General features: G+C 69.1%; 12 protein-coding genes. 5 read left to right on the top strand and 7 right to left on the bottom strand.

What is annotated here, in order from left to right; translation table 11 throughout:
- Window positions 1–49: 49 nt before the first annotated feature.
- The 4 genes from PV766_RS10345 to typA form a co-directional block, all read right to left on the bottom strand.
- Window positions 50–208, bottom strand: coding sequence for a hypothetical protein (locus PV766_RS10345; RefSeq protein WP_016933234.1), 159 nt, complete (start codon window positions 206–208; stop codon window positions 50–52).
- An 87-nt stretch (window positions 209–295) separates the two neighbouring features.
- Window positions 296–1,219, bottom strand: a complete 924-nt coding sequence (mshB, locus tag PV766_RS10340) for an N-acetyl-1-D-myo-inositol-2-amino-2-deoxy-alpha-D-glucopyranoside deacetylase (RefSeq protein WP_421096976.1) — start codon at window positions 1,217–1,219, stop codon at window positions 296–298.
- Entirely contained in the window at window positions 1,198–3,153 is a 1,956-nt protein-coding gene (locus PV766_RS10335; protein ID WP_421096975.1) for an ABC transporter family substrate-binding protein, read from the bottom strand. Before PV766_RS10335 ends, mshB begins: the two co-directional genes overlap by 22 nt.
- 78 nt (window positions 3,154–3,231) lie before the next feature.
- A complete protein-coding gene (typA, locus tag PV766_RS10330; RefSeq protein ID WP_421096974.1) occupies window positions 3,232–5,118 on the bottom strand; it encodes a translational GTPase TypA in 1,887 nt (628 codons plus the stop codon).
- Between the two features lie 361 nt (window positions 5,119–5,479).
- Between typA and PV766_RS10325 the strand changes: the two genes are divergently transcribed.
- Entirely contained in the window at window positions 5,480–5,656 is a 177-nt protein-coding gene (locus PV766_RS10325; protein WP_016934740.1) for a hypothetical protein, read from the top strand.
- Between the two features lies 1 nt (window position 5,657).
- On the opposite strand, the gene PV766_RS10320 is transcribed toward PV766_RS10325, so the two are convergent.
- The gene (locus tag PV766_RS10320) at window positions 5,658–6,080 is read right to left on the bottom strand and encodes a (deoxy)nucleoside triphosphate pyrophosphohydrolase (protein ID WP_421096973.1); all 423 of its coding nucleotides are present in this window, start codon (window positions 6,078–6,080) and stop codon (window positions 5,658–5,660) included.
- A 25-nt stretch (window positions 6,081–6,105) separates the two neighbouring features.
- Between PV766_RS10320 and PV766_RS10315 the strand changes: the two genes are divergently transcribed.
- On the top strand, window positions 6,106–6,402 hold the full coding sequence (locus PV766_RS10315; protein WP_016934742.1) for a 4a-hydroxytetrahydrobiopterin dehydratase: 297 nt from the start codon (window positions 6,106–6,108) through the stop codon (window positions 6,400–6,402).
- On the opposite strand, the gene PV766_RS10310 is transcribed toward PV766_RS10315, so the two are convergent.
- Entirely contained in the window at window positions 6,338–7,615 is a 1,278-nt protein-coding gene (locus tag PV766_RS10310) for a mannosyltransferase (RefSeq protein WP_421096972.1), read from the bottom strand. The genes PV766_RS10315 and PV766_RS10310 overlap by 65 nt on opposite strands.
- Before the next feature lie 378 nt (window positions 7,616–7,993).
- Between PV766_RS10310 and PV766_RS10305 the strand changes: the two genes are divergently transcribed.
- The 3 genes from PV766_RS10305 to PV766_RS10295 all read left to right on the top strand — a co-directional run bounded on the left by PV766_RS10305 (window position 7,994) and on the right by PV766_RS10295 (window position 10,863).
- The gene (locus PV766_RS10305; RefSeq protein WP_016932572.1) at window positions 7,994–8,836 is read left to right on the top strand and encodes a hypothetical protein; all 843 of its coding nucleotides are present in this window, start codon (window positions 7,994–7,996) and stop codon (window positions 8,834–8,836) included.
- A 119-nt stretch (window positions 8,837–8,955) separates the two neighbouring features.
- On the top strand, window positions 8,956–9,288 hold the full coding sequence (locus PV766_RS10300; RefSeq protein WP_421096971.1) for a hypothetical protein: 333 nt from the start codon (window positions 8,956–8,958) through the stop codon (window positions 9,286–9,288).
- A gap of 144 nt (window positions 9,289–9,432) precedes the next feature.
- Entirely contained in the window at window positions 9,433–10,863 is a 1,431-nt protein-coding gene (locus PV766_RS10295) for an MFS transporter (protein ID WP_421096970.1), read from the top strand.
- A 9-nt stretch (window positions 10,864–10,872) separates the two neighbouring features.
- On the opposite strand, the gene PV766_RS10290 is transcribed toward PV766_RS10295, so the two are convergent.
- Entirely contained in the window at window positions 10,873–11,631 is a 759-nt protein-coding gene (locus PV766_RS10290; RefSeq protein WP_207213579.1) for a DUF1906 domain-containing protein, read from the bottom strand.
- Between the last annotated feature and the right edge of the window lie 102 nt (window positions 11,632–11,733).

Below are 11,733 nucleotides of genomic sequence, written 5' to 3'. Positions count from 1 at the left end.
CCGACGCAACCGGGGTCTGCGGAACCGTCCGCCGCTCACCCACGGGACGTCAGGGAACCGGCGGGTATCCGAGCATGGTGAGCAGGGCGCTCTGCTGGTCGGCGAAGGCGTACAACGCGTGCCAGTAGTCGGCTCGGATCTCGTCGGCGTAGGGCCTCAGCGAGTCCACGAACGCGACGATCTGGTTCTGGACGGACCAGTTGTACATCGACAACCCCCTGCACGGTGTGTGTCTGCGCGACGCGAGGACGAGTGACCCGCGCCACTGTCGATCCCACTGACGACTCGGATCACACTAGCCGATGCCGGAGAAGAGATCGTCTTCTCGTCCCGTCGGGTCGGTGAGACCGAGCCGACCGCGAACGAGCACGAAGTGCTCGTGGTCGAGGACGGGCTGGGCGACGAGGTTGGAGAGCACGAACTGCTCACCGTCCGGCGCGACCAGCACCTGGGTCGCGTGCGCCGCCATCGCGGTTCGCTTCGCGTCGAGAACCGACCGGACGTCGACGACGGTGGTGACCTCCTCGTCGGGCACGCTCGGCAGTTCGCCCGGCTCGGGTCTGCGCCACCCTTCGGGCAGCGATCCCATGGCCGCGACGCCACGTTCGAGTGCGGACCGTTCGGTGACGGTCCAGTACACCTTCGCGGGAGTCCAGGCCGCGCCGGCGGACGGGTAGTCCTCGGTTCCCGCCGCCTCGACGGCCGCGGTCACCCGCTCGTGCACCGCGATGTGGTCGGGATGGCCGTAGCCGCCGTAGGGGTCGTAGGTGACGACCACATGGGGACGCGTTTCCCGGATCACGGCGACGAGCGCCTCGACCGCCTCGTCGCGGTCGGCATTGACCCAGGCGCGAGGATTGTCGGCGGAGGGGGTGCCCGCCATCCCGGAGTCGCGCCAGTGCCCGGCACCGCCGAGAAAACGCGGTCGGTCGACGCCGAGCGCGTCGAACGCCCGGGTGAGTTCGAGGATGCGATAGCCGCCGAGCTGATCGGCACGATCCGCGGTGAGCTGGGCCCACTCGTCGCCGATCACTTCACCTTCCTCACCGAGCGTGCAGGTCACGACGGTGACCTCGGCGCCTTCGGCGACGTACCGGGCGATGGTGCCGCCGGTGGTGAGCGTTTCGTCGTCGGGATGGGCGTGGACGAGCAGAAGCCGGCGATCCGCAGCATTGGGGACGGCCCCCGGAGTGTCGATCACGGTGTGGTCCTTCCCCACAGATGGGCGTCGCCGAGAATACCGGTGGCGACAGCGGCTGTCAGCGAGACGTTCTCGACACCCGGACCGGCTGCGACGACGGTCCTGTCCTGCAGGATCGGCAGGTTCACCGCGAGATCCCACAGCCTCGGCTGTGCGGCGGCGACGACGTCCGCCGGATCGGCGGCGCCGTTCAGAGCCGCCAGCAGGTCCGGTTCGAGCCCGGGGTCGCAGGCACCCGAGAGGTTGCTCGGCGCCTCGAGCTGCGCTGCGACGGCGTCCTCGCGTTCCTCCACGTCGTCCTCGTCGAGTGTGGTGGTCGCGGGGTCCGGCGGTGTTCCGTCCGACGGCCGTGTCGTCTCCTGGGCGGCGGGTACGGGCGTGGGCGGGAGATCCTCCCCCGCCGCGGTGGGCGCCGCGGCCACCGGTACGCATCCGAACCGGGACAGCGCGGCCGTGGCGGGATCGCCTCCGGCACGCATCCAGCCGACGATCGCGTGCACGCCGCCCTCGACGAGGGCCTCGCCGTACAGCTCGTCCGGAGACAGTTCGTCGACCGACGCGTCGATCCCGGCACCGCGCCACAGGTCGACGGCGGTGCGTGCGACGGCCCGCGCGGTCTCGTCTCCCTCCGGCACGCCCAGCACCAGCGTCAACGGTTCTCCGTCCCGGGCCAGGGTGCCCTCGGGCAACGTCGCAGCGCCCGCACTCCCCGGCTCGGGAGCCCCGCTCGCCGGTGATGCGGACGTCCTGGTCTCGGGCGCGGCCGGGTCTGCGGGTGCCGGCGGATCGGCGGGTGGGATCGGCAGATATCCGGCCTCGGCGAGACGGCCGAGGGCCTCCTCCCGGGACGGTCGCGGCGGCATCGTGTCGGCGTATCCCGGATCGGACGGCGCGAGCACCTGGGCACGGGCGCGCACGATCTCGGTGCTGTCACCGGTGGCGACGAGCCCGAGCAGGTCCGGATCGAGCAGGCCGAGCACGCCTCGCCGGACCCGCGGATCGGCGAGTTCGGCGGTGCGGGTGTTGAGGATCAGGTCGAGTGTGCGCGGCTGCAACTGGACGCCGGTGCGCACGCCCGGCACGGCGGCGAGCTGCGCTTCCAGGGCGACTCCGCCCGCACTCTGGACCACCTGCGCGTCGTCGCTGCGCACGGATTCGGTCACCTGGGCATCGGTGCCGGCGCGGCGCATCAGCAGCTCGTCCGGTCCGGCCGGGGTGCCCCAGAACCGGTCGTTGCGTTCGAGCAGGACCTCGGCGCGCCCGCGATCGACGTTGTCGACGTGGAACCGCCCACCGGACACGGGGATGGTCTCGGACAGCCCCGTGGAGAAACCACCCGGCGTGTCCTTCACCAGGTGTGCGGGCAGCAGATCGGTGAACAGTTCGCGCCAGGCGGGATACGGCTCGCGCAGCGTGACGGTGACCGTCTTGCCTCCACCCGACGACCGGATGTCGTCGATGAGCCGGTAACCGGCGGGATCGACCACGCCGGGCTGGGTGACCATCTGCCGCCACAGATACCGGAAGTCCTCGGCGGCGATCGGTGCACCGTCCGACCACTGGGCCTCGTCGCGCAGGCGGTAGGTGATCGTGAACGGGGCCTCGTCGGTGACCTCGGCGGACAGGAGCAGCGAGTCGTCGGGAACCAGCAGCGTGACCGCGGGGTTCTGCGAGTCGGGAACGGCCCGGAAGGCGCTGGGGAGCACGAGTTCGGCGACCGCGTTGGCGACCGGCGACTGATCGGCGAGCAGATGCGGATTGAAGCCCGAGCCGACCTCGTCGATCGCGACCACCACCGTGCTGCGCTGCGGCGCGGGAGCGGGAGTCGTGGTCGGCTCCGCCTGTTCGATCGGCGGGGGCGGGTCGGCGGTGCAGGCGGTCAGGACCAGCACAGCCACGGCCGTGCCGGCCGTCGCCCCGATCAGTCGGCGACGAGCGCGCGTACGCGACACTCGGGCTCCTTCCGTGAGGCAGGTGGTACATGGGTGGCCCCGGCCAGCATGCGCTCGCCGGGGCCACCCACACCTGGACTACTTGTTACGGGCCTTCTCCCGCGACCGCGCACGCGCACGGTCGGTCTGCGACAGGTGCAGCTTCCGCACGCGCACGTCCTCCGGGGTGACCTCGACGCACTCGTCTGCGGCACAGAATTCGAGCGCGGCCTCGAGGGTCAGCTCGATCGGCTTGGCGAGGGTCTCCATCACGTCGGCCGTCGAAGAGCGCATGTTGGTGAGCTTCTTCTCGCGGGTGACGTTGATGTCGAGGTCCTCGGCGCGCGGGTTGATGCCCACGACGTGACCCTCGTAGGTGTCGCTGCCCGGTTCGACGAAGAAGGTGCCGCGATCGGCGAGCTGGATCATCGCGAACGGGGTGACCGCACCGGCACGGTCGGAGACGAGCGAACCGGTGTGGCGTGCCCGGATCTCGCCGGCCCACGGCGCGTAGCCGTGGAAGATCGCGTTGGAGATGCCGGTGCCGCGGGTCTCGGTGAGGAAGTCGGTGCGGAAACCGATCAGGCCGCGCGACGGGATGATGAACTCCATGCGGACCCAGCCGGTGCCCTGGTTGGTCATCTGGACCATCTTGCCCTTGCGGTTGGCGAGGAGCTGGGTGATGGCGCCGAGGTGCTCCTCGGGGCTGTCGATGGTCAGCTCTTCGTAGGGCTCGTGCAGTTTGCCGTCGATGGTCCGGGTGACCACCTGCGGCTTGCCGACGGTCAGCTCGAAGCCTTCGCGGCGCATCTGCTCGACGAGGATGGCCAGGGCGAGTTCGCCACGGCCCTGCACCTCCCATGCGTCCGGACGTCCGATGTCGAGCACGCGCAGCGACACGTTGCCGACGAGTTCGGAATCGAGCCGCGTCTTGACCATGCGCGCGGTGAGCTTGTGGCCCTTGACCCGGCCGACGAGCGGCGAGGTGTTGGTGCCGATGACCATCGAGATGGCCGGCTCGTCGACGGTGATGCGCGGGAGTGCCACCGGGGTCTCCGGATCGGCGAGCGTGTCGCCGATCATGATCTCCGGGATGCCGGCCACGGCGACGATGTCGCCGGCGACCGCGACCTCGCCCGGCTGGCGCTCGACACCGACGGTCTTGAGCAGCTCGGTGATCTTGACGTTCTTGACGCCGTCGGCGTGCATCCACGCGACGGTCTGGCCCTTGCGCAGCTCGCCGTGGTGGATGCGCAGCAGCGCGAGACGACCGAGGAACTCGGAGGCGTCGAGGTTGGTGACGTGGGCCTGCAGCGGGGCCGCCGGATCACCCTTGGGTGCGGGGATGCACTCCATGAGGACCTCGAAGAGCTCGTCGAGGTTCTCGGCGTCGGGGACCTGGCCGTTCTCGGGCTGCTTCTTCGATGCCTTGCCTTCACGGCCGGAGGCGTAGAGGACGGGCAGGCCGAGGGCGAGCTCGGCGGCTTCGGCGGCTTCGTCGTCGAGGTCGGACGCGAGGTCGAGCAGCAGGGTCTGGCTCTCCTCGACGACCTCGGCGATGCGGGCGTCGGGCCGGTCGGTCTTGTTGACCACGAGGATCACCGGCAGCGACGCGGCGAGAGCCTTGCGCAGCACGAAACGGGTCTGCGGCAGCGGCCCCTCGGAGGAGTCCACGAGCAGGACGACACCGTCGACCATGGACAGGCCGCGCTCGACCTCACCACCGAAGTCGGCGTGGCCGGGAGTGTCGATGACGTTGATGACCGTGACGGTGCCGTCGGGGTTGTGCCGGTGCACAGCGGTGTTCTTCGCGAGAATGGTGATGCCCTTCTCGCGCTCGAGGTCGCCCGAGTCCATGACCCGGTCGACGAGTTCCGCACGTTCGGCGAACGCGCCCGACTGGCGCAACATGGCGTCGACGAGAGTGGTCTTTCCATGGTCGACGTGCGCCACGATGGCGACGTTCCGAAAATCAGCGGTGCTCACGCGATAGCTCTCCTGGCTGTAGTCCGGCCACACGGCACTGGACCCGGTCGGCACCTCGCCCGTACGGCGTTCGTCTCGATGGCCGCGACGCGAGATTGCGAGCTACCTGCTCCGCCCGAAACTCGGCGTGCAAGTACTGCGGCCGTCAATACACTTTACAGGCCGCTCGTAGGTCGCTGCGTCTACCTCAGCCGATATCCGCAGGTCGGCAATGATCGGGGTGACGTTCGACACTTCCGCGGGAGACGCGAGGACCGAATCCGGCACCTCATCCACCCCTTGGCCCATGAGTAAGGGGATGCTAACCTTCGCCCGCCGGTGGATTCGCCGCGCGCTGGTCCGTGGAAGGCAGGCGGGACGTATGGGGAAGGTGAAGGCGAGCAAGGTCGCAGGCCTGAAGCCGAAGAAGAAGTGCTGCCGCAAGAAGACGCGGTGCCTCGAATGCCCCGTCGTCGTCATGCGCATGAGGAAGGTCGAGAACGACGGCCTGAGCAAGAAGGAACTGCGCAAATATCTCGACCGGGCCCGTGCCGCCTGACTCAGCGCTGCAGATGCTCCCGCAGGTCCGGGATCCACGCGCGGTCGGCCGGAACGAGATCGATCCGCCCGAGTTCGTCCGCGTCGACCCACCGCAACGCCGCGTGGTCGAGCGGCTCGGGATCACCGGAGACGAGTTCGACACGGTAGGCACACAACTCCCGGCCCCCCGCCAACGGCACCGCCACGCCCAGACGTTCCGCGCCGCGCACCTCGACACCGAGTTCTTCCCTCAGCTCCCGCCCGAGCGCCGCTTCCGCACTCTCCCCCGGTTCGGCCTTGCCGCCGGGCAACTCCCACAGTCCCGCGAGGTCGGCGGGCCGGAGACGCTGGGCGAGCAGCACGCGTCCGTCCCGGATGACGGCGCCGGCCACTACGTGCCCCTCGGGCGCCGGTGTACTCGCAGACGATGTGCTTGCAGACATGACCCGCATCGTCCCAGAATGAGTCATGTCCCAGCTGCTGACGGACGGAGAGATCGACGCCGCGCTGGCCGAGCTGCCGCACTGGCACCGCGCGGGACGGTCGCTCGTCCGCACCATCGAGGCACCGACCTTTCCCGACGCGATCGCGCTCGTCGACCGGGTGGCCGTCGTCGCCGAGGAGGCGAACCATCATCCGGACATCGACATCAGGTGGCGGAAGGTGACCTTCGCGTTGAGCACGCACTCCGCCGGTGGCATCACGGAGTCGGATCCGGCTCTTGCGCGCCGGATCGACGAGGAGGCCCGACACTCGGGTCCGTAGTCGCCTGCTCGTCCCGTCCCGTGCGCCCGGCGAGGATCATGACGACGTAGACGGCAAGGACACCCACCACGTTGACCGCGCCCAGCCAGGCGAGCGGAGCGGGGCGTTCGACGTCCCAGATCGAGTCCTGCGCCGTGCTGAGCACCCACGGGACGCCGATCAGCGTGACCGCCGCCCAGCACACGGCGACGACGCGGGCGCCGAGCGTGCGTGCCGCAGGTCCGTAGACCAGCCACAGCAGCAGCGGAACCACCCATACCCAGTGGTGGACCCACGAGATGGGTGAGACGAGCAGACCGAACAGCTGCACGACCAGCAGCGTGCCGAGGCGATCGTGGGTTCCGTCGGGCAACGGCCGCAGCGACCGCCACGCCGCGAACGCGAGGACGGCGCAGACGACGACGGCGAGCAGCCACGCCGGGCCGAGACCCACGTCCTCACCGGCGACGCGGCTCAGGGCTCCGCGCAGCGACTGGTTCCACACCGAGACGACCGGCCCGATCCGGTCCGCGTCGCCCAGGAGGGAGCCGAAGTAGGTGGCGGCCTGGGAGCCGAGCACGAGCAGGCTCACCAGGACCGTCCCCGCAAAGACGACGGCGGAGAACACCGCCTCACGCCGGCGCCGTTGCGCGAGGAAGTACAACCCGGTGATCGCGGGCGTGAGCTTGATGCCGGCGAGCACACCGACGAGACCCCCCGACAGCCACCACCGCGAACTGCGCACCGCGAGCATCACGCCGAGGACGAGGAAGACGTTGATCTGCCCGTAGTCGAGTGTGGTGCGAACCGGTTCGGTCCAGATCCCCGCGGCCGTCCACACCATCGCGGTACCGGTCCACGACCGGTTCCGCGCCGTCGCGGCAGCGCCGTCCTCGTCGACATCACCGTCGCTCACGACGAGTTCGAGAGCGATCCGCACGACGGCGAAGAGCGCAGCGACCGTCAGCAACTGCCATGCCACGCCCAGGACACCGAACGGGATCAGGTGCAGGGGCAGGAAGACGAGCGCGGCGAAGGGCGGATAGGTGAACGGCAGCGGGAAGTCGGGGGTGTCCTCCGAATAGGTGAATCCGTAGAGGTTCCCCTGCAGCAAGGCGGCCGATCCGTCGACGTAGACGTGCAGGTCGACGAGGTTCATCCCGTTGGGCGTGATGAATGCCCAGGCCAGACGGACGACGACCGACAGCGCCAGTAACGCCGCGCACCACCGCATCCGGTGCGAAGCAAACCCTCGTGGCACTGCGGTGCGGCCTCTCCCGTCGAACGTCCGTCCGGTGAACCGGACCCGGCGAAGGAGATTACCGTTCCGATCGGCATGCGAACGAACCGGACTTCACTCCCGTAACGATTTCATCTACAGTCACAATCTTCTCAGGTCGGGCGGGTTATGTTCGACAGGATCCGAGGAACGGAACAGCCCGTGGTTACAATCCCGAACCAGCGATGGGCGTGCCGTTCCGAAACGGAAGGCTTGTCCCGTGTGCGGGGGGTCCATAGAGTGTCTCCTCGAGCCGTCAGCATCCGACCGTTCGTACCGAACGTCCGGATGCTTCAACGACAAGGATGGGGAACAGTGCTTCGTACTCGAGGAATGCGACGGGCGCTCACGCTGTGCGCGCTCGCTGCCACCGCGGGATTGGCCGTGCCTACGCAGGCCGTCGCGCAACCGGCTCCACCCGCATTGCCGGATCTGGCAAGGCTCGTCGAGCTGCCCCGGTTCGAGATTCCCGCCGATCTGTCCGTCGAGTCGTTGACCGACCTTCTGGCCGGAGTCCGGGCGAATCCCGAAGAGGTCGAGGCACTGGCATCCCTCGCACCCGCGATCATCGGCGCCGCCGCGGGCCCCGCGGATGTCGCCGACGCTGCCGACGGCAAGAACGATCTGCTGGCACAGGCCAAGGAACTGCTCGAGAACTCCCAGCTCCCCGAGTCGGTGAAGAGCACGCTCCAACGCGTCATCAAGTTCCTCGACGGTAGCGGCGGCGGCGGACCCGACCTTCCCGAGCCCGGCGCCGTGGTGATCTCGCAGTTCCTGTACCCGACCATCGGCAAGGGCTGCATCGGCGACGGCCGGGACTCCGTGGGCACAGCCCTCGCGGTTGCAGGTCCGTCCCAGCTGCCCCCGCCCGGACCGGCCGCAGGCCAGACCGGTTTCGTCTTCACGGCTCTGGGCACCGCTCCCGCGGCCGACGTGCAGGAGCAGCCGCTCACGCTGAGCTGGGTCAATGTCTCCAACGGCCGCACAGGAACGCAGCCGCTCACCAACGACGCGCGGATCAACCCCGACGGCCCGACCACGCTGAGCACGATCGCCGACACCGGTTCGGGTCAGGTCCTCGCCGTGATCTCCGGTGGAATCACCACGCAGGCCGAAGGCGCCGACCCGCGTTCGTGCACCTTCCTGCCCACCGTGGGTCTCGTCGCGGTTCCCTGATCGAACGAAGAACACTTCGACGCATCGAAGGCCGCCGGAAACACTTTCCGGCGGTCTTCGTCGTTTCTCCTCGACCTCCGTCCCTTCCCTCGCGGCCGCCGTGCGTGATAGACCGGAGCATGGCCTTCACCGCGTCGCGCAGCCCGTCGAAGTCCGTGAACTCCCGCCGCTCGGTCCTCTCGATCGCGTCCGAACGGTCGATCCTGTCGATCGGTTCCTCGTATTCGATCCTGTCGATCGGTAGTTGCGGGTCGGTCCTGTCCGTCGGTTCCGTGGGATCGTTCGGTTCGGTGTTGTCCTCGCTGTCGTTCGCGAGCCTCGGTTCGGCGCTGTCGGGCCTGTCGCGCTGGTCGCTGCTGTCGTGGCGCGGCGACCATTCCGTACCCGACGACCATCCGCCGTTCTCCGTCACCGTCGTCGAATCCGAGCCCGACCGGCACTGTCAGGCCTGACGACAGGAGGGTCTGCACCGGACCGGACTGCGGGAAGATGCTAGGGATCGTCGGTTCCGCCGTGTTAGACACGATGTGATCATCATTCGTATCGCGCACGAATTGTCGTCGGCCGCGTCACCCGGCCCCGGACCGAGGAGCCGCATGGCCGTAGAGACACCGATCCCCACCAGGGAGGTTCCCGCTCCGCGGGGCATCGTGCCGGTCCTCGCGACCGTCGGTATCAGCGTCGCGCTCATGCAGACCCTGATCGTCCCGATCCTCCCCCGGCTTCCGGTGCTCGTCGGCGCGACTCCTCAGAACACATCCTGGGCCGTGACGGCGACTCTGCTCGCCGGCGCGGTGGTCACTCCGATCAGCGGTCGCCTCGGCGACATGTTCGGCAAGCGCCGAATGCTCCTCGCCTCGCTGGCGACGATGGTCCTCGGTTCGGCCGTGTGCGCACTGTCGTCCACGCTGATCCCGCTCGTCGTGGGCCGTACCCTCCAGGGCGCCGCGGTGGGCGCCATCCCGCTCGGTATCGCGATCCTCCGCGACGAACTGCCCCCGCGCCGCCTGCCCGGCGCGATGGCGACGATCAGCGCGACGATGGGTGTCGGCGGCGCGATCGGGTTGCCTCTCGCCGCCTTCGTCGCCCAGGCGACGGACTGGCACATGCTGTTCGTCGCGTCCCTGGTACTCGGACTCGTCGGCATCGCCGCGATCCTGCTCGTCGTACCCGAGTCGTCGCGCCGCAATCCGGGACGCTTCGACATCGCCGGGGCGCTGGCACTCTCCGTCGCTCTCGTGCTGTTGCTGCTGCCCGTCACCAAGGGCAACGACTGGGGGTGGACCTCCCCGGCCACCGTCGGGATGCTCACCGGGGCGCTCGTGGTGTTCCTCGGCTGGGGCCTGTACGAACTGCGGGTGCCGCGACCGCTCGTGGACCTGCGGCTGTCCGCACGCCGGCCGATCCTGATGACGAACCTCGCGTCGGTGGCACTCGGGTTCTCGATGTACTCGAACATCCTGGCGTTCCCACAGCTCCTGATGGCACCCGTGGAGACCGGCTACGGCTTCGGGCAGACGATGGTCACCGCCGGGATCGCGCTCGCCCCCGCCGGGATCGTCATGATGGCGCTGTCTCCCGTCTCCGCCCGCATCACGACGCGGTTCGGGGCCCGCGTCACCCTCGGCTGCGGCGCGGTGTTCGTGGGCCTGGGCTACCTCATGGCGTATGTGCTGTACCGGGAGGTCTGGCACATCGTGGGCGCGTCGATGCTCATCGGCGCCGGTGTGGGCCTCGCCTACGCCGCGATGCCGGCGCTCATCATGGGTGCCGTTCCGCTGCGCGAGTCCGCCGCGGCCAACAGTCTCAATACCCTGATGCGCTCGATCGGCACGACGAGCGCCGCGGCCGTGATCGGCGTGATCCTCGCGGCGATGACCCAGCAGATCGGAGACGCCGTCGTCCCCGCCCTCGACGCTTTCCGCGCCACCTTCCTCGTCGCGGTGGCAGCGGCCGTGCTGGCACTCGTGTTCACGGCGCTGATTCCGTCGGCGGGCCGGACGCTGCGAGCCGCCGACGAGATCTGACTCCGGGCGTCAGCTGCCCAGGAGCCCCGGGTCGGTGCTCGGTGCGCTTCCTGCGAGCGACCACTGGCCGTAGTCGGGCGTGAGCACGTGGTTGATGTCGACGCCGATACCGTCGATCCGGACCTCGCCAGGGATCTGGTGCAGGTTCGCCCTCGGATGGATGTAGCCCTCGGGCGTGCCCCAGTCGTGCTGCCAGTAGAAGGACCCGAGGGATACCGCCGACGCCCGGTCGATGGTCGGCGAATTGGCGTACACACCGAGATTCCCGGCTCCCACGACCTCCTGCCAGCCCAGCAGGTACGGCACGATGCGGGTCGTGAACTGCTCCAAGTTCGGGTTGTCGTCGATCGAGGCGTAGATCGGGCGGCCCGCCGGTCCCCCGGCCGCATAGTGCAGTTCGAGACCGCGCCGGGCGTGCTTCAGACCCGCCTCGTAGCCGCCGAGCCAGTCGGCGGTCCCGGCCTTGCCGAACTGGTAGCACGAGACCACTTCGAGTCCGCTGCCGATCAGCGCGTCCGCCTCCGATCCGGTGAGCGGCTTGGCCCGCATCCACGCGGCGTCGGGCCGCGCATCGGACACGTATCGGATGGCGCCGATGTGGCCGGCGGCCCGGATTGAGGAAGGCGACGGCACGGCAGCCGAATAGTCGACGATGGTTCCGAGCACCTGGCGTCCCTGGGCGAGTCCCGGTGCGCCGAGCGCAGAGATCAACGCGACGCCCGATCCGAGCGTCGCGTACCGCAACATGTCCCGCCGCGAAAGGGTCATCGAAACCTGTCCTTCGTATCGCCGTGTGTACGTCCGCCGTATTGCATCACAATCACGGGCGTCCCACCGGCCACACCGGGGAATTCGACCGGTCGCCGCTCC

The organism is Rhodococcus sp. As11, from assembly GCF_048957735.1.
GTDB lineage: Bacteria > Actinomycetota > Actinomycetes > Mycobacteriales > Mycobacteriaceae > Rhodococcus > Rhodococcus gordoniae.
The sequence above is the reverse complement of the archived record's forward strand: the minus strand, read 5'-3'. Positions and strand labels throughout refer to the sequence as shown.

Bases quoted from the DNA above. Each gene is read 5' to 3' on its own strand.
- PV766_RS10300 (WP_421096971.1), top strand. From the start codon at position 8,956: ATGGCCTTCACCGCGTCGCGCAGCCCGTCGAAGTCCGTGAACTCCCGC.
- PV766_RS10315 (WP_016934742.1), top strand. From the start codon at position 6,106: ATGTCCCAGCTGCTGACGGACGGAGAGATCGACGCCGCGCTGGCCGAG.
- PV766_RS10305 (WP_016932572.1), top strand. From the start codon at position 7,994: ATGCGACGGGCGCTCACGCTGTGCGCGCTCGCTGCCACCGCGGGATTG.
- PV766_RS10290 (WP_207213579.1), bottom strand. From the start codon at position 11,631: ATGACCCTTTCGCGGCGGGACATGTTGCGGTACGCGACGCTCGGATCG.
- PV766_RS10345 (WP_016933234.1), bottom strand. From the start codon at position 208: ATGTACAACTGGTCCGTCCAGAACCAGATCGTCGCGTTCGTGGACTCG.
- PV766_RS10325 (WP_016934740.1), top strand. From the start codon at position 5,480: ATGGGGAAGGTGAAGGCGAGCAAGGTCGCAGGCCTGAAGCCGAAGAAG.
- PV766_RS10320 (WP_421096973.1), bottom strand. From the start codon at position 6,080: ATGTCTGCAAGCACATCGTCTGCGAGTACACCGGCGCCCGAGGGGCAC.
- PV766_RS10295 (WP_421096970.1), top strand. From the start codon at position 9,433: ATGGCCGTAGAGACACCGATCCCCACCAGGGAGGTTCCCGCTCCGCGG.
- PV766_RS10310 (WP_421096972.1), bottom strand. From the start codon at position 7,615: ATGCGGTGGTGCGCGGCGTTACTGGCGCTGTCGGTCGTCGTCCGTCTG.